Genomic DNA, 15,851 nt, shown 5'->3' on the forward strand with positions numbered 1-15,851 from the left:
CTTGATCGGAGGAATGAATGTCGACTCCCTATTCTATACGCATGTTTCTCCCTGATGGCGACCCAGATGGGCTGCGTTTGATTGAAAAGTCAAATTGGACGGGTCTGGGTGTGGTCTTTTCACGCTCTGGCTACAAGGATGCTCTCAAACGTGAAGAGTTTCAGCGCACCGGCGTATATGTTCTTGTCGGAACCTCCGAAGAAAGCAGTCTGCCGACGGTCTACATTGGCGAAGGTGATCCTGTACGTCCACGTCTGGACAGCCATTATGCCAAGAAGGACTTTTGGAACTGGGGAGTCTTTTTCGTTACCAGCAATCAAAGCCTTAACAAGGCGCATGTGAAGTATTTGGAGAGTCGCCTGATCCAGCAGGCAAAGGATGCCAAGCAGTGCAATCTAGACAACTTCAATGATTCAGCCAAGCCGACCCTCTCCGAAGCAGACATAGCTGACATGGAGAGCTTCATACAGGACATGCTCAAGGTCTTTCCTCTGGTCGGGCTCTCTGTCTTTGAGAAGCCGAATCAGGCCAGAGGAGAAAGAAATCTGCTCTATATCAAGGCTAAAGGGATTAAGGCTAAAGGATACGAAACAAGCAGAGGCTTCGTGGTCCTTGAAGGCTCAGAGGGGGTGACGAAAGAGGTGCCATCTATCCACCAATATCTCACCAATCTTCGGAATGATCTTGTCAAGAAAGGCGTACTTCAAGGGAAAAATGGACACTACGTATTCACCGAAGATTATATTTTTTCATCACCAAGCACTGCTGCTGGGGTTGTCCTAGGAAGGAGTTCGAATGGTAGGACGTGCTGGAGGAATGGCAACGGGAAGACTTTAAAGGCGATCCAAGCGGAAAATACGATAGATGGATAACATGTTGTTCGCAAGCTACTGCCGGGCTACTCAAACCGCCCGTACATGGCTTCGTGACACTCTCGCAGGAACGTCATCATCTCGGCGTAGTCGCCTGACTCGTAGAAACGGATCATCCCCGCGTTGTACTCGGTAAGCCGTTTGGCTGGCACCGACAACGGCGCGTAACCGTTGCTCATCAGGTGACCGTTGAGCATGAGCAGACCGGTGCGCTTGTTAGCGTCCCAGAAGAACTGGTTGCGTGCAAAGTCTAGGTGCAAGCGGTAAGCCTGCTCGCGCACATCATCGAGTTTCAGGATGTCTTCGACCACGCCAGCGAAAAGAGAATCCAGCTCGCCAGCTTTGGGCGGCTTGTACTCGGTGCCAGCTATGCCGACCTGGCCTGAGCGGAATTGCCCCGGGTCCAACGCCTCGCCAAGCCCCAAGACGCCTTGTATCGCACAGGCAGTCTCCTTGGTCAGACTGAACGTATCCTGCTTTACCATGTCGATAAGCAGCTCCCAGCCAAGCTGTTGCTGCTTGAGCTTCTCTACGTCTGCCACCTTGTGTCCACCTACCGTCACACCCTGGAGGTAGGTCTGAACCTCAGGCATGGTGAAAGGCATCCCCTCCAAGCTCTGCACGTCGAACACGAGCTCAGCGAAGACTTTCCTTGCTATGAATAGTGCTTTTTCTTTGTCCTGTTTCATGGCTTTTCCTCCCGCGAAACGCAATTGACGATCACGGGTGTAGTCAATAAATGTCTCGAATCATGGACGGAGTCAACTCCGATCGTCGCATCTACAGCCCCTGTAGCCCACTAACTTTCAATATCGCAACCGTCCTTATCTTTAATGTCAGTCTTAGACTTTGCTGCTTCATTGAGCCATTCTGAGGTTAGGCGCTGTGCTTCTTCAACTTCGTTCGTATCCATATATTTCTCTAGGCGATCTCTTGCGCTAGCCGATCCATCAACGTCCTTGTAAGCTCCCAAGTTGTACCACATGTATGCTTGGACATTATCAGCTTCTGTCCCTCTACCATTTTCAAACGCTTTGCCTAACTCGAAATAAGCGACTGATCTTTTTTGATTTGCAGCACGCTGATACCAATTGAAAGCCATTGCATAATTTTTCGGAGTGCCATCACCTCTAGCAAACATCATTGCAACCCAAAATTGAGCCTTGCTATCCCCCATCTCAGCAGCACTAAGAAAACATTCGTAAGCCTTTTTAAAATCTCGATCGACGCCCCTCCCATCATAATAAAGGCCTCCCAGCTCACATATCGCTCGCATTTCGCCATTTGCGGCTGAGATGGAATAATACTCGAATGCCCGCTTAGCATCTTTCTTTGTCCCCCTCCCATGAGCATGCAATCGTCCCAGGCAGTAGGCCGCGTTAGTATCACCAAGTTCGTATGCAGCGGTCAGTGATGAAACAGCTCTTTCATAGTCACCCTGATTATACGCGGTGTACCCTTCATACATGTAGTCCTTTAACCGAACGGCATCCTCCAAAACTTCTTTCTGCTTTTGACCAAATTGACGAAATATCTTTTTCAACATGCTAACTCCCATGATCAGTCCAAATTCAAACTTCACAAGACGTTACCGGAGCCTGTCCAACACGACAACACACAATTCTGAAGAATACTATATTATCCTCGTCGTGCTTATCGTCGGTAAAAATATAATAACATATCGGATAGTTACAAAGTTAAACTATCCCTCACCTCCGCGAAAACGTCCTCGAACCGCTTCACCGCCTTTCGGCACAGAACCATCAGCCCTGGAGCTATACCCATCTCGGCAATGGTGAAGTATCCCCACTCGGAGTTCTCAAAGTCGCCGCCCAGAACGACGCAGCCGGAGTACAGGCCCCTGCCATTGGACTCTGCCGCCATCCAGTGAGAGTCAGATTCGAGACGGAAGAAGTGCAGCCATATCTCCTTGTCCTTGAGGGGGACGCCATCCGTCTCGCCTAGCCTGGGTATCTTTGCTTCGTGCTTCCTCCATCCCTCAGCCATTCCATCCCCCTCCGTGCCGTTCCGACATGACCTCCTTGAACTCCCGCACCCTCCAGCCGTCCTCGACGCAGACCACGAACGGGCCTACCTTCAATTCGGTCAGCTCGGCCAGCGAGAAGTATCCCCACTCCGAGTTCATCATGTCGCCGTTCAGGACCGCGTAGCCGAAGAACGTGTCCTTGCCGTCGAACTCGGCGGCGTACCAGTGGGAGTCGCCGAAAAAAAAGTGCGCCCAGATCAGCTTCTCGTCGGCTGGCGTGTCCTCGGTCTCGTACAGCCTGGGCATCCTTGGCACCAAGCCTTTGCTCTTAGTCGTCATGCAGTGCTCCTGCCGCGCCGCCAGGGCGCGGCTGCTTCGCAAGTTGTTGGATCATGTCGAGCGAGGAGCGTCCGCGTCCCTGCCCGGCCCTTAGGAAACGAAAAGGCCCGGCGCGATCGCGCCGGGCCTTCCTGCTTAGGCATCTTTGGGAGCATCCTTGGCTTTCCCCTTGGCTGGCTTCTCCTTGTCGTCGGGCTTCTTTCCCGTCCGCGTCCAGAGCTTCATCTCCTTCATGCGCTCGGACCGTGCCTTGGCCGTCTCCCGACAGGAAAGCGGAGCCCGTTTCTTGTAGCCCCACTTCTCCCGGTACTGGTCAGCTGTCAGCCCGTGCGACTCCAGGTGCTTCTTCGAAAGGGTCTTGAAGGTCCGTCCGCACTCCAGGCAGACGATGGACTTGTTCCTGATCGCCCGTTTTGGATCGCAAGGCGGTTCCTGCCTGGGCGGCTCAGCATCGCCATCAGCGATCCTTTTCAGCCTTTCCGCCAGCCTCTCGATGGTCTCGCACAGCTCGTCGACGGTCATCGGCCTGACCCCAGCCTGCGCCTCCACGATCCTGAGGGCATTCTCCATGTGACTCATGCTCATCTCCTTGTTTTAGCTTGATATCAAAGGAGACGTCATTATATCGCTCTATGGGTTTCGTACACCCCGAAACAAATCACTTTGTGACCGCAAAACTCTCATTTCGAGCAAAGATCAATTGATTTAAACAACAAAGGCTTATTGCGAAATGACAACGGATGATGATACCAACATCTTGAAATAGAATGCATTAGCCTTTAGAAGACACCATGCCAAGAATCCCCAGAATCACCCTCGCCGAATGGAATTGCGTCTATGAGGGAAGAAAAGACAAACTATTTGACGACAAGACTCGTCCCAAAATCGCGACTCGACGTGCCCTCATCGCAAAATCTGGTGCTGAGCGACACCGCCAACAAGGCGAAATCGCCCTCAGGCAGGCATGGGAAAAAGGAAGCTCTGTCTCATTAGCTGCAACCCTTGCTCCCTTCAACAAACGTATCAAAAGGTGCGCTGTCACAAGCATCGTCGAAACCATTGAGCTATGCACCTTTGTGATCAATCAAGCCGTATCCAAGCAACTCATTGATTTAATGGACAATCAACAAATAGAAATTGTAAGGAGTTTTGAGCAAAGAGCAAAAAAAAACTTGTTAACGACATATACTCCCACAACGCAAAGTTGGCGGCCGCTCAGATGGCTAAAACGCGAACTTTCGATCAAGCTAGGCAGGCCTTTATTGACAAGGTTTCTAAGCTCAGGACCGACATCAGTCCTCACTACCCTAGTTTTGTCCTCAAGCAAATCCTTGAGATATTACGCTCGACACACCGTCCTTTTTCAGAGCAAAAGATTGTGGAGATCTATAAGACCTACGATCTCGGCATAAAGAACTTTCATTGCCTCACTCCGACAGAAAGAGCAAACACCCGGAGAAGGATTGCCAGGTGGATCGACCTGGTTCCACCCGGTGACCTAGCATGTGAAATAGCTCTCTCAATTTCACTCCTGTGCGAAAGACGCATGCTTCGAAAAATTCGATCCGACAAGAAGTAAGCACGCGGCCTACAAGCCTATCACAAGCAGTCCCACCTCAACTCCTTGGCGATAGCCCCTTGCGATCTGTCAACTCATCGCCAGGTACTACCCCCCATCTGACATAGCTATCTGCCACAGCGGGCACAAGCGTCTTCGAGCCACCAGTCGGCACCACATCTACACAGCTTGAATTACTGATAAAACAGATCAGACAGCTAAGATGACAGAGCCTTTCCTCTAGCTGAAGCCTACTTTATTCTCGTCCAAGACACCTCACTTCGACATCTGATATAGAAAAACAAATGGCAGATTCGGTACATTGCGACCTCGCCAACCATTCTTGCCCCTTCCTTATACATGAACCGTCAACACTTACTACAGCAGTTCAACCTGCTGTTATTAATCCTTTTTTCTGAATTCCACACACAAAAACTCATTTTTTATCTCAAGTGCAGATCAGAGCAGGAGCGTAATTGATACAATTTAGGGGCGTCTCTCACCGGGAAAGACGATTTCTTTTAAACAGCGCGAAAGCGCAAACGAGTTCCAAGGAGGAACCGACATGTACGAATTTGGAAACGAGATGCTGTGGACGATTGAAATGTTGACTTCTGACAACGAATCTTACGAATTCGCCTCCAGAGACATCAACAGGAAGTTGGACATCCCCAGCCCTGTGATGGACCTCATGTTCTTTGGCCGCAAAGCAGGAGGTGCCGTTGACGCCATCTCTGAAGATGGGCTTGAATCCACTGAGGGAACATGTCCGACACTCTCTCGGTTTACAGCCGTCCTGACCCTCCGCAAGAAGTTCCACGACAAAGTTTACGCTCTGATGCGCGAAATCACTGCTCGGACCATCAGCGCACTCGACACGGAGGAGTTAGCTGAACTCTGGGAGGGCGAGGTCTCTTACCGGGAGATCATAGAGACGATTGCCTTTGTTCCGGGACTGAGCTTTTGCACACCGCTTTTCATTGAAGCAGCCCTTAGCTCCATGGTCAACACCCTTGAGAACTTCGAGGAGACTTCGCCGGAGGCTGTCAAATTCGCCTTGAAGCACATGGATGAAGTGGCATGCTCCAAATTCGACAATAACTACTTCGTGAACATGATCGTAATGAGGAGAGAGGCCATCAACATCATTGAAGCTGGTGAGACGTTTGCCGATGGGTGGAAGGAAAAAGCGATTGAAGCCCTCTTCAGCATCGACTTCGAGTCCGAGATTCACCTGACGGATGAAAACGAACTGATGACTGAAGAGCTGGTGGCGGGCATATTGGATGATGCTGCCCCGCACAACATCGCCATCACCGTTGCCTGGCTGTCGGCCATCTACCTCTACACCGAGTATGGCGATCGAATCGTTGATTTCTTCGATATCGACATCAAAGACATCGAAGCAGAAGACCACCAGGAGAACGCTTATGACGAAACCCCTGACGGCCTGGCTGCGTAAACGCTAACACGGAGGGATCATAACGAAGCCAGGGGGACAGCTGGTACCTGCCCCCTGGCAAATGAAACTCCAACATGTTGTACGCAGAGGACTCTATACAGCAGAAACAAGTGATTGTGAATGCAAGTCCCCCCTAACAGAATTAAGCCGCGAACACAGCGGAGTAAGGAATACACAATGCCCAAGAAATCCAAGAAAAACACCAAGCGCTTGAAAGCCAACGCAAAACGAACCGCAGCCAAGAATCTGGCCCGTAACAAGAAACGTGACGCCCAGAGGAAAAGCGACATTGAGCAGGCATTGCACCGACAGCAGCAGTCCACAGCACTTTTGACTGACATTGAACGAGAGCTGAACGACTCTGGTCGGTTCTACGTAGAACTTGACAGGATCAGCAGAGAGGGATTCGCGCAGACGCCGTTCGCTCTGGCTGCAGCAGAGGCAACCGATCTCATCCCCCATGACGAGTTGAGGGCGTATCGGAAAGCATGGGAAAAGGGAGACGTCATTGCACTGGCTGCCACCGTTGCCGCCAATAGCCCCGACTTGCTCACATACACACATGAAGCTATTCGATATGTAACCGAGCCGATTGCGCACCTGATTGGGCTTACAGCCACAGACACTAACTGGAAAGGTTCTGAAGAGGATCTCTATGCATTTATCGCCGAGATGCTCAAGCCCACCGCAGACCAGATCGTGAGTGACATTTTGATCAGGGGTGCCAGAGCCGCCATGCAGGCTTGGATCGGCACAGGTGAAGATTCTTTTAATGGAATTCTTGGCATCACCAACCAGTACATACTCGACAGGGTGCAAACTCAGGCTGCCCGTAACAGAGGCTACTACGAACAGCTCGCTTTGGATAATGCTCTCACCGTTCTTAAAAACGCAGATCACATCTCCACAAAGTGGAGAGCCGGAGCGAAAATCCTCCTGTCTTTCTTCGATGAGACATACTTTGAAAGCAGCGTCGTTCGGGCCGATTTCGTATCTGGCATAGTTGCCATGGTCCAGGAAAAGGCACTCTTCTTCCCTGCGCGAGAGTTCTCGGCTTTCATTGCCTGGGATGGAGCTATCGACACCTTTGAGCGTATGGACTCTGAAGGCAAACTGTTCGGCAGGGCCGCATAATCAACGAGCGCCAGGAGAGGCTTTCCAAGCTTCTCCTGGTACTCCGCAGGACAAGGAAAACCTACCTCAATTCACTCGAACAGAATTGGAGACAAGAAAATGAAGAATAATTATAAAGATATATCCAACGAAAGCCAACCCCACCCAACCCAATACGCGGCAAACGACAAACCGCTTTTACCAACTTTACCAACTTCCAAAATCGCTACGAAAAAAGCTTCTCTTGAAGCGGCCCCGACCTCGTCCGACTCTGGTAATCCGGCTAAGACCAATGCTGACGCAGATAAATTCGTACAGACCATCTTTGACGACGGCCTTACGCACCCCAAGGACATCGTGAGGCTTGAAGAAATGAACCACGAGTTTTTTGTTGCCCGGCACAATGGTAAAGTGGGAGTCATACAGGAAACCACCAACGAGAACAGCCAGACCGAAATCGTCCCGCTGACCGACCGCGAGCTGATGCTGCTCAAATCTCATGAGACTGTCAGACAGGTGAAGGGCTACGACAAAAACCACATGCCTAAGTATAAAAATGTACGGATTGCGGAAGCATGGCTCAACTGGAAATACCGACGCACATATGACTCTACGGTTTTCCGTCCCGGTGGCTTGAACGAGGAGGAAGCCAAGCGGTTCTACAACCTGTTTCGCGGCTTTGAGGTGACGCCTGTTAAAGGTAAGTTCCCGAAGATCGAACACCACCTCAAGGAAGTATGGTGCAAGGGAAACTGGCGGCACTACAGGTACCTCACCAACTGGTTCGCCCACCTGCTCCAGTTCCCCATGGACAAGGCCAAAGTCGCACTCGTGATCAAGGGCGGCAAGGGCTCGGGTAAATCCACCATCTTTGAAGGTATCTTCGAGCGAATCCTGGGAGCCGCATACTGCAAGGTAGACAGGCCCGAACAGGTCACGGGAAAGTTTAACGCCCACCAGCGCGGCAAGCTCCTGCTGGTCCTTGAAGAGGCTGTCTGGGCCGGAGACAAGGCAGCAGAAGGCGCACTCAAGAGCATGATCACCGATAGAAAGACCATGATCGAACCCAAGGGCGTTGACGCCTACCAGGAGGACTCCTACTTCCGTCTGGCTTTCGTCTCCAACGAGCGTCGAGCCGTCCCCGCTACTGCTGACGAGCGGCGATACTTCGCCCTGTCCGTATCCGGCGACAAGGCCATGAACATCGACTACTTCCGTGACCTGTGGGAGGAAATCGAAAACGGCGGCGTGGAAGCCTTCATGTACCACCTGCTGAACTGGAACGTGGATAAAGTGGAACTGTTGAACCCGCCTCTGACCGAAGCCCTGTTCGAGGATATCTACGAGTCTTTCAGCGCATTCGAAAAATGGGTGTACGAGTTGCTCCACGACGAAGATGCCATTGACTGGGGAAAACCCGTTCGAACCAAGGACCTCTACGACAACTACAAAGGATGGTACGAGGAAGCTTGTGGGCTTGGCAGCTTCCTCAAGGGAGGACAGATCTCCGGCCAGGGTAAGATGCGGTCGGTGGCCGAAGCGTTCTTCTCCGCCTCTCACAGAAAAATCGGCGGGCAGTCTCACCTGGAGATGCCGACCATGAAGAATGCTCGCAAGATTTTCGAATCCAAGGTCAAGGCCGTGGTCATGTGGCGTGACGAAATGGGCAATGAACGCATCCCCGGCAACCGTTTGGCTCCTTCTGCCAGTCAGGTCCACGACAAGGACGCAGTTGATTGGTTTTATGAAGAAGAAATGAAGCCTGCTCCTAGCCAGCACTTCAACATCAGCAGCAACGACTGGTTCTTCCAGAACGAGATTGCCTCCGTGCATACAGACGACTAGCAACAAAAAGGGCGTCCAGGTCTTCACCTGGACGCCCTATCCACCTTCAAATACTAGCTAATCAACCTTCCTGCACGTATCCATTCTTAATAATGGCCTTCATGATGACGAGCCAGTCAGCGGGCGTCACCATGCGCCAATCCTCCTGGGAGTATCGGTCGGTCTGGTACGTCTCGTTCATGTAGACGAACGACTTGGAGCCGTTGTCGCCGTTCTGCTTCGCCATGGCGGCGTGGAGCGGAGGGCAGTTGTAGAGGACGAGCAACGGCATCTGGATCGCCATGTCCTCGCTAGCGTTCACCGCCGTCACGATGACCTTGTAGTAGCCCTCAGTGCTGCCTTTTGGTTGCTCAAACTTCACGAACTTGAGGTCTACGTCCACGGAAAAGCCTCTGTCGTGATAGTAACGACAAGCATCAGCGAAGGTGCGCATTGGAACTTGGTAAACGGGGTCCCAGAAGACGCTCGTGAGGGTTGTCTCTACGACTTCCGTCTCATCGGGCGTCAGCCCGTCCGGCAGCTTGATCCAATCGTACTCGGCCAGTTTAGAGGCTGCCGGAGGCTGCGCAGCCTCCGGCTCGACATCAGCCAGGGCAGCATTGTCGATGCAAAGTCCCCAATGGGGATCGTCCACAGCGTCGCCCTTGACGCTACCCGTCTTGTCCCAGTGGTCGTCGAGGTACGCCCTGAGCTCGTCGCTCAAGCCTGAGTCCGGGCCGCAGCCTACGATGTGCCACTTCCCGTCGATCTCGATCTGCTGAAAGTTGTCGCCGCCCTTGAACTCCGAAGTGATCGGGCCTGTGAACGTCTCCGCAGCAGCCACTCCGCTTATCATCAGCACCAAAGCCAACGCCATCACGAATTTCCGCATATAAATCTGTCTCCTATGATACAGGCAGGCTCAATGCTCCCGCCTTCGTCGCACGAAAAAGGCCGAGGGCGACGCCCTCGGCCCATCGTCTTTAGCCAGCACATCGAGAGCTACCACTCACGGAGCGGTGCCCCCGCGTTGTCCTTGAAGCTTCCCGTCCATATCTTGATGGAGTCCAGGAACCAGCCGATGCCGAACAGGCCGCACGTCAGCGCGTAGGTGATGCCCATGCCGATCCTGCCGACGTAGAACTGGTGAACGCCGAACATGCCGCCGACGGCGCACAGGATGAGAGCCGTCTTTCGGCTCTTGTCCGACGACATCGTCGTGTATCGGCTGCCGCCGCCTGCGTTCACGTTGACGTTGATGTTCTGCTGCCCCTGGCCTGCTGCCTGCTCCGTGGTGTCTTGCGTCATGTCGAGTTCTCCTTGTCTTCTGTTCGAAAGTTGCAACTATCAAGACCAAACACCGATATATCCACCCTATTTAGAAAAGTAAATATATATCAGGTCCACATTCGAGTAAGCCGGATATATCCATAGTTTGGAGGAAGATTATGGACGATATCCTGCTCAAGCTCGGAAAACGCATTCGGGAGTTTCGAAAAGAAAACGGCCTGTCACAGAGCCAGCTCGCGGAAAAGGCTGGCCTTAACGACAAGTACCTCGGCGAGGTCGAGAGGGGATCGAACAACATCTCGATCAAGAACCTCGGCCAGATCGCGGCAGCCCTGGAGGTCGAGACCTTCGAGCTGCTCGACGGCTCCCACGAATATGAAGTCGACCGCAAGGAACTCGTCCAGAAGCTCCACAAAATCATCGAATCAGCGTCTGATGAGGAGCTCTGCGCCATCTATGGCTTCGCTTCTGACATCGTGAACTGAACATCCTGTCTGTCTACATAAATAGAACTAGAGAGGTTTGCGGACCGCCCGCGAGCCCAGCTCTGGCTCTATAACTATATGTAATAAGGGAGGATGCAATGTTAGAAAGCATCGACTTCAAGGCACTCTTCGCCGACCTCGGCCTCGACTCGACCACCAAGGGCGGCAACCTCGTCTGCCCGTTCTGCGGCAAGCACGCGTTCAGGGAGTACCGCGACAACGGCGTCGCTCGGTGCCACGCCTGCAATTGGGCTGGCAACGCCATCAACCTCGTCGACCAAGTGGAAGGCGTAGACGAGATCAAGATTCTCGCAACGCGCATGCACCTCTGCGACATCGAACACAGCAAGCAACGCTCCTGGAACGAGGCGTTCCGCAAGCTCGCCGACGACCTCGACTTCCTTGCCCAGGTCCGCGCCTACTTTGCCTTCTACAAGTCAGATCGAATGGGCGCGCCATACTACCAGCAGCAGTCGGGATACAGCCGATCCTACTTCGCGAAGGTCCTCAACGGGAACCTCGACAAGGTCTCGGCGAAGTCGTGGAAAGAGATCGTGGCGTTCTTGAGGAAGGCGATCAACGTCGGCCAGCTCAGGAAAGACATGATGATGGGCTCGAAATATTGGAAGGAGACCATCAAGGACAAGGCTCTGCTGAGGGAGAGCGTGGACAAATTCAGGTAGCCAGCTTTTTAGACTAAAAATCGAGAACGGGCGTTTGTGGGCATGACCTGCGAACGCCCTTCTTGCGTTATGGACGGCAAAGCCCATGAGTGGAGCACAGCTTGGGTCACACGTGATGAGCATGGGCTTGCTTGTTCGAACTCTCGTTCAGCAAAATTCCCAAATTGCAAATCAGAATTCATTAGACGACGCATTGTGCGCTTCGCGCATGACCACGCTCACCGGAAGAGGTGGGCAACGCCCACCCAACCGATGAGCGATGCTCATTGCTGCATTTCTTGGAAGAAATCCACCAGGCTGAATCGCTCCCGCCGCTTCACCTTCTGCTTGCTACTATTTATCGGAACACTGTGTCCGCAGGGGTGCTTTTCCGCACTTTTCCCGAAAAAAATTCATTTTTCCGATTTTTTTCTTCATGAGCCACGTTCACGATAACACGCCGACAATGTTAAGTTTTTGCCAAAAGTTAACATTCTCCAAAAAGCTACTGTGATTTTGAAGACTTATCGACCTCTCGAAATCGCCCGTCCTGAGAATGTTAAAAAAGCACGCAAAACCAAGCAGATACTTAACATTCAAAAATGAGCCCTAGAAACGACAATCATCCACCCAAGGGAAGTTCCATCACAGTGGAGCCCATCCGCTCCCTGAAAGCGATCTCGGCCATCAAAGCGATGCTCCACGACAAGCCGCGTGACCTTTTGCTCTTCGTCATGGCGACCAACAACGGCATCCGATGCGGAGACCTCCTGCGGCTCAAGGTCGGCGACCTGCGCGGCAAGAGCGTCGACGACACCATCGCCGTGAAGGAGTCCAAGACGGGCAAGGCCAACGTCCTTGCGGTCAACGATTCAGTCCACTCAGCACTGACGCGGTTCCTCGCGTCAGGCTCGTTCTGCGACGACGCATACTTGTTCCGATCCCAGAAAGGAGACAACAAGCCGCTCACGATCCAGTCCGTCAACCGCATGGTGAAGGCGTGGTGCCGCGAGGCTGGCCTCGACGGCAACTACGGAGCCCACAGCCTGCGAAAGACGTTCGGCTACGTGCAGCGCGTTCACTTCGGCGTCGGCTTCGAGGTGCTGTGCAAGAGGTTCAACCACGCCTCGCCAGCCGTCACCATGCGCTACCTCGGCATCAGCGACACGGAAGTGGTCAGCATCCTGAAAAATTCGATCTAATTTCAGGAGGCGCGTTTACTTTTGGGGTCTCGATCTAGAGTTTAGATAATGGAGAGAGCGACTCTCCCCGTTTTTCATCAACCATTAAACCGGAGGTTATCAGCAATGAGCAGACCGCTCCGTGTCGAAAGGCACTTCTTCAACCAGCGCGAGGCAGCCGAGTACTGCGGCTACAGCACCGCGAAATTCAGGCAGTTTGCCAAGGAGTACGACATCCCCAAGTGCGGCCCGAACAGGGACAGGTACCGCAAGGTGGACCTCGACAGCTTCATGGCCTGCCCCGGCGACTTCTTCAATCCCCTGCGCGTGCGCAAGGCCGGGTTCGTCCCGGTGGAGGTGTAGCATGTCAGTCGGAGTCACCAAGGACGGACGCTGGTACGCCCAGTACCGCGTCGCCCACCGCAAGAGCCCGAAGAAGGAATACTTCGGCAAAGGGACCGAGGCCAAGAAGGCGGCCCACGAGCGTAACGCAGAGATCAACCTGATGAAGAAACGCGGCGAGGAGATCAGGGCGGGACACATCTACCTCGACGAGCTCGGCCAAATATATCTCGACCACGAGAAGGCCCGTGGCCGCGAACGGAAGTTCCTCAAGGAGATGGCGAACAGGCTGAACAAGTCCTACCTGCCAGCCCTCAACCACGCGCCGATCCACAAGCTCAAGGCCGAGGACTTCAACGTGCTGGCACTTGAGTACGCCGACCTGTCGCCCAGTTCGTTTAACCGCTACATCACGTACCTCAACATCATGTTCAACTTCGGCGTGGAGTTCGAGTACATCGAAAAGAACCCGATGGCGGCTTGGCGAAAGCGCGTGATGAAGCGAGAGAAGCCCCGTGACCTGAACATCGACGCGGAAGACATCAAAGCCATCCAGGATCACTCGCCGCTCCACGTTTACAAAGCGATCAAGCTGATCCTGAACACAGGCTGCCGCCCCGGCAAGAGTGAGCTGCTCAAGATCAAGTACAGCGACGTGGACTTCCACAACAAGCGCGTAAGGATTCGCGGCTCCAAGACGGCCAGGAGCGACCATTACGTCCCCCTGCGCGACGAGTTCCTTGAGGAAATCAAGGGCTGGCAGGCCACGGCGGAGTGCGACCACATCGTCGAGTACAGAGGCAAGCCCGTGAAGAGCTACACCAAGGCGTTCAGGACCGCCGTGAAGAAGTCCGACATCGGCAAGGAGGTGACCCCCTACAAGCTCCGTCACTTCTTCGCCTCCAGCCTGATCGCCAACAAGGCCGACATCAAGGCTGTCGCCTCCCTCATGGGCCACTCCGGCCCGGCGATGCTGTTCAAGGTGTACTACCACCTGATCGGCGACGGCGAGAAAGAAGCAATCGAAAAGCTGTCTGACGTCTAAGCCCACCAACAGCTTGGGTGCTGTTTTGTTGCCCCGAGCTCCATCCTTCCAATCCAGGACACGACCATGAAAAAATTTCTTTCCATCGCGGAAGGCAAGCTCGTCAACGACGGGATGCAGCCGACCGCCAAGGCCAAGCTCGAGCTTCTGACGGACTCCGAGGACGCCCAGCCCACGTTCCCGTTCATACTCGAAAGCCTCGGCCTTCACGCCTGCCTGGATGCCATGGACGCCGTGCCTTACCAGCACGAAGATTTCGTAGAGACTACGCTCAGGCTGCTCGCCATCGACGCCGCATACCGCGTCATGCCCCTCTGGGAGAACACAGAAGTCAGCCAGGACGGCCTCAAGGACCTCCTGCAACTGGCACACCTTTACGCACACGGCGAGGTTGAGCACGAGGAGTACCAGGAACGCATGTGGGAGGTCGCCCAGCCGATCATGCGCGAGGACAAGTCTCACTCCAGCATCACCGCTGCTCAGACGGCAAGGGACTGCGCCCTGCTCTCCGCGTCACACAGCCTCATCCCGGCCCTGAACAGAGCCATAGAGGCCGTGCAGAGCCACCACGGAGGCATCGCGAGGGGCTGCGCGTACAGCTACAAGGCCGACCAGGAACACGCCCTGCGCTCCGCCTGGGAGCACGGAGGCCCGATCTCGTTCGGCGCAACGTTCGCCGTCACGTCAAAGCACGTCCTGGCCGCTGTCGAGGCAGAGATATGGCACGTCGCCTACACCATCGCCGACGAGCTGCTCGGATTCGTCGGCTACGAGAACGTTGGTATCACCCAAAAGGAGATGAGGAGCTTCCTCATGGAGGCCCTGGCATCAGCGGGCGAGGACATCGCACACGAAGTATTGCACAAGGGAGCAAGGCTCGTGATCGACACGGCAATGGCTGCCGGATCGTTTGATGAAGCGAGGGATTTAGCGCGAGACGCCGCTCAGGGAGTGTTCAGAGACGCCTGCTCCGATCCCGACATGTACGAGCAGCTAGCTATCGGCAGGACGGCAATCGCGACAGCCTGCCACGACTTCGAGGACCACGAGGCGTTCGCCATCTGCCACGCCCTGCACGACCTCCACGAGGGGAGCTTTTACAAGATTCACCCGATCAACGCCAAAGCGAATGAGATAGCCAAGATCGTCGCCCTAGCTGCCAGGAAGAAGCTTAGCTTGGAGCAAATGGCGTATGCTGCCGCAAGTGGCTACGCTGGCAATGTAGAGATGGGTATCCAGACAGATGTTCTGTCTCATTTTTTGTCAGACGCATAGCAACTTCGCTCAGTGGTCCAACAAAGCGGCCCACTTCTGGGGCTTGATTTGTCGTTTTAAACAAAAGAGCTTCGAGATACGGGCACAACACAAATTCCGACTATGATTCATTCCCCAGACTTAAGCCTTAATCGGCGGGCCTCGGCTTAAGAGTTATTAGGGTCGTCCTTGCGGGAAGGCCTGTGCCCCCTCAGTTCGTACGGGGCTACCAGCCAAACTGCTCCAAGCAATATAATGGTGAGGAGCGCCATATTGACGGTCGCAGAACAGATCAGCCCTGCCGAAAAGCCGTTGCTGATGGCTGATGTAGTCTGGCTGAACTCGTTAGGTAGCTGGAATATATTGATGAAGTTCATTGTCTTTCTCCTTGTCTTGCTCGCTAAGGCACATTCTTTGTCCTGAATCTACAACCACAC

18 protein-coding genes are annotated in these 15,851 nt (G+C 53.7%); 9 read left to right on the forward strand and 9 right to left on the reverse strand.

From position 1 onward, the window contains the following. The first annotated feature begins 17 nt into the window (after window positions 1-17). Window positions 18-872, forward strand: a complete 855-nt coding sequence (locus BN4_RS05590; protein ID WP_015414392.1) for a GIY-YIG nuclease family protein — start codon at window positions 18-20, stop codon at window positions 870-872. 26 nt (window positions 873-898) lie between these two features. Here the strand turns inward: BN4_RS05590 and BN4_RS05595 are convergent, their stop codons facing one another. The 5 genes from BN4_RS05595 to BN4_RS05615 all read right to left on the reverse strand — a co-directional run bounded on the left by BN4_RS05595 (window position 899) and on the right by BN4_RS05615 (window position 3,777). After that, window positions 899-1,561, reverse strand: coding sequence for a Fic family protein (locus tag BN4_RS05595; RefSeq protein WP_015414393.1), 663 nt, complete (start codon window positions 1,559-1,561; stop codon window positions 899-901). Window positions 1,562-1,671: 110 nt separating this feature from the next. Beyond that, window positions 1,672-2,418, reverse strand: coding sequence for a tetratricopeptide repeat protein (locus BN4_RS05600; RefSeq protein ID WP_015414394.1), 747 nt, complete (start codon window positions 2,416-2,418; stop codon window positions 1,672-1,674). A gap of 143 nt (window positions 2,419-2,561) precedes the next feature. After that, window positions 2,562-2,879, reverse strand: coding sequence for a hypothetical protein (locus BN4_RS05605; RefSeq protein ID WP_015414395.1), 318 nt, complete (start codon window positions 2,877-2,879; stop codon window positions 2,562-2,564). Next, complete coding sequence (locus BN4_RS05610; RefSeq protein ID WP_015414396.1) at window positions 2,872-3,198, reverse strand: DUF2958 domain-containing protein; 327 nt, start codon at window positions 3,196-3,198, stop codon at window positions 2,872-2,874. Before BN4_RS05610 ends, BN4_RS05605 begins: the two co-directional genes overlap by 8 nt. Window positions 3,199-3,333: 135 nt before the next feature. Continuing rightward, window positions 3,334-3,777: a MucR family transcriptional regulator gene (locus BN4_RS05615; protein WP_015414397.1), complete on the reverse strand. Its 444-nt coding sequence runs from the start codon at window positions 3,775-3,777 to the stop codon at window positions 3,334-3,336. Window positions 3,778-5,321: 1,544 nt separating this feature from the next. Between BN4_RS05615 and BN4_RS05625 the strand changes: the two genes are divergently transcribed. The 3 genes from BN4_RS05625 (at window position 5,322) to BN4_RS05635 (ending at window position 9,176) form a co-directional block, all read left to right on the forward strand. Beyond that, complete coding sequence (locus tag BN4_RS05625; RefSeq protein WP_015414400.1) at window positions 5,322-6,218, forward strand: hypothetical protein; 897 nt, start codon at window positions 5,322-5,324, stop codon at window positions 6,216-6,218. A gap of 177 nt (window positions 6,219-6,395) precedes the next feature. Then, window positions 6,396-7,352: a hypothetical protein gene (locus BN4_RS05630; protein WP_015414401.1), complete on the forward strand. Its 957-nt coding sequence runs from the start codon at window positions 6,396-6,398 to the stop codon at window positions 7,350-7,352. A 99-nt stretch (window positions 7,353-7,451) separates the two neighbouring features. After that, entirely contained in the window at window positions 7,452-9,176 is a 1,725-nt protein-coding gene (locus BN4_RS05635; RefSeq protein WP_015414402.1) for a DUF5906 domain-containing protein, read from the forward strand. A gap of 61 nt (window positions 9,177-9,237) precedes the next feature. Here the strand turns inward: BN4_RS05635 and BN4_RS05640 are convergent, their stop codons facing one another. Then, window positions 9,238-10,047, reverse strand: a complete 810-nt coding sequence (locus BN4_RS05640; RefSeq protein ID WP_015414403.1) for a hypothetical protein — start codon at window positions 10,045-10,047, stop codon at window positions 9,238-9,240. Window positions 10,048-10,157: 110 nt separating this feature from the next. Continuing rightward, on the reverse strand, window positions 10,158-10,463 hold the full coding sequence (locus tag BN4_RS05645; RefSeq protein WP_015414404.1) for a TM2 domain-containing protein: 306 nt from the start codon (window positions 10,461-10,463) through the stop codon (window positions 10,158-10,160). A 140-nt stretch (window positions 10,464-10,603) separates the two neighbouring features. Between BN4_RS05645 and BN4_RS05650 the strand changes: the two genes are divergently transcribed. From BN4_RS05650 to BN4_RS05660, 3 genes are all read left to right on the forward strand, one after another. Then, on the forward strand, window positions 10,604-10,930 hold the full coding sequence (locus BN4_RS05650; RefSeq protein WP_015414405.1) for a helix-turn-helix domain-containing protein: 327 nt from the start codon (window positions 10,604-10,606) through the stop codon (window positions 10,928-10,930). 98 nt (window positions 10,931-11,028) lie between these two features. After that, the gene (locus tag BN4_RS05655; RefSeq protein ID WP_015414406.1) at window positions 11,029-11,613 is read left to right on the forward strand and encodes a hypothetical protein; all 585 of its coding nucleotides are present in this window, start codon (window positions 11,029-11,031) and stop codon (window positions 11,611-11,613) included. Between the two features lie 581 nt (window positions 11,614-12,194). Next, window positions 12,195-12,794, forward strand: coding sequence for a tyrosine-type recombinase/integrase (locus BN4_RS05660; RefSeq protein ID WP_015414408.1), 600 nt, complete (start codon window positions 12,195-12,197; stop codon window positions 12,792-12,794). Between the two features lie 99 nt (window positions 12,795-12,893). Here the strand turns inward: BN4_RS05660 and BN4_RS17915 are convergent, their stop codons facing one another. Beyond that, window positions 12,894-13,139, reverse strand: a complete 246-nt coding sequence (locus BN4_RS17915; protein ID WP_173399601.1) for a hypothetical protein — start codon at window positions 13,137-13,139, stop codon at window positions 12,894-12,896. Between BN4_RS17915 and BN4_RS05670 the strand changes: the two genes are divergently transcribed. Together BN4_RS05670 and BN4_RS05675 are read left to right on the forward strand one after the other, a co-directional pair. Beyond that, complete coding sequence (locus tag BN4_RS05670) at window positions 13,138-14,160, forward strand: tyrosine-type recombinase/integrase (RefSeq protein ID WP_015414410.1); 1,023 nt, start codon at window positions 13,138-13,140, stop codon at window positions 14,158-14,160. The two genes, BN4_RS17915 and BN4_RS05670, sit on opposite strands and share 2 nt — an antisense overlap. A 66-nt stretch (window positions 14,161-14,226) precedes the next feature. After that, on the forward strand, window positions 14,227-15,435 hold the full coding sequence (locus BN4_RS05675) for a hypothetical protein (RefSeq protein WP_015414412.1): 1,209 nt from the start codon (window positions 14,227-14,229) through the stop codon (window positions 15,433-15,435). 146 nt (window positions 15,436-15,581) lie between these two features. Here the strand turns inward: BN4_RS05675 and BN4_RS05680 are convergent, their stop codons facing one another. Further along, window positions 15,582-15,791, reverse strand: a complete 210-nt coding sequence (locus BN4_RS05680) for a hypothetical protein (protein ID WP_041720144.1) — start codon at window positions 15,789-15,791, stop codon at window positions 15,582-15,584. Window positions 15,792-15,851 lie beyond the last annotated feature (60 nt).

This window comes from Pseudodesulfovibrio piezophilus C1TLV30 (genome assembly GCF_000341895.1).
GTDB classification, from domain to species: domain Bacteria; phylum Desulfobacterota; class Desulfovibrionia; order Desulfovibrionales; family Desulfovibrionaceae; genus Pseudodesulfovibrio; species Pseudodesulfovibrio piezophilus.

Bases quoted from the DNA above. Each gene is read 5' to 3' on its own strand.
- BN4_RS05590 (WP_015414392.1), top strand. From the start codon at position 18: ATGTCGACTCCCTATTCTATACGCATGTTTCTCCCTGATGGCGACCCA.
- BN4_RS05605 (WP_015414395.1), bottom strand. From the start codon at position 2,879: ATGGCTGAGGGATGGAGGAAGCACGAAGCAAAGATACCCAGGCTAGGC.
- BN4_RS17915 (WP_173399601.1), bottom strand. From the start codon at position 13,139: ATGCTACACCTCCACCGGGACGAACCCGGCCTTGCGCACGCGCAGGGG.
- BN4_RS05645 (WP_015414404.1), bottom strand. From the start codon at position 10,463: ATGACGCAAGACACCACGGAGCAGGCAGCAGGCCAGGGGCAGCAGAAC.
- BN4_RS05640 (WP_015414403.1), bottom strand. From the start codon at position 10,047: ATGCGGAAATTCGTGATGGCGTTGGCTTTGGTGCTGATGATAAGCGGA.
- BN4_RS05610 (WP_015414396.1), bottom strand. From the start codon at position 3,198: ATGACGACTAAGAGCAAAGGCTTGGTGCCAAGGATGCCCAGGCTGTAC.
- BN4_RS05680 (WP_041720144.1), bottom strand. From the start codon at position 15,791: ATGAACTTCATCAATATATTCCAGCTACCTAACGAGTTCAGCCAGACT.
- BN4_RS05600 (WP_015414394.1), bottom strand. From the start codon at position 2,418: ATGTTGAAAAAGATATTTCGTCAATTTGGTCAAAAGCAGAAAGAAGTT.
- BN4_RS05650 (WP_015414405.1), top strand. From the start codon at position 10,604: ATGGACGATATCCTGCTCAAGCTCGGAAAACGCATTCGGGAGTTTCGA.
- BN4_RS05660 (WP_015414408.1), top strand. From the start codon at position 12,195: ATGAGCCCTAGAAACGACAATCATCCACCCAAGGGAAGTTCCATCACA.
- BN4_RS05670 (WP_015414410.1), top strand. From the start codon at position 13,138: ATGTCAGTCGGAGTCACCAAGGACGGACGCTGGTACGCCCAGTACCGC.
- BN4_RS05630 (WP_015414401.1), top strand. From the start codon at position 6,396: ATGCCCAAGAAATCCAAGAAAAACACCAAGCGCTTGAAAGCCAACGCA.
- BN4_RS05615 (WP_015414397.1), bottom strand. From the start codon at position 3,777: ATGAGTCACATGGAGAATGCCCTCAGGATCGTGGAGGCGCAGGCTGGG.
- BN4_RS05595 (WP_015414393.1), bottom strand. From the start codon at position 1,561: ATGAAACAGGACAAAGAAAAAGCACTATTCATAGCAAGGAAAGTCTTC.
- BN4_RS05625 (WP_015414400.1), top strand. From the start codon at position 5,322: ATGTACGAATTTGGAAACGAGATGCTGTGGACGATTGAAATGTTGACT.
- BN4_RS05675 (WP_015414412.1), top strand. From the start codon at position 14,227: ATGAAAAAATTTCTTTCCATCGCGGAAGGCAAGCTCGTCAACGACGGG.
- BN4_RS05655 (WP_015414406.1), top strand. From the start codon at position 11,029: ATGTTAGAAAGCATCGACTTCAAGGCACTCTTCGCCGACCTCGGCCTC.
- BN4_RS05635 (WP_015414402.1), top strand. From the start codon at position 7,452: ATGAAGAATAATTATAAAGATATATCCAACGAAAGCCAACCCCACCCA.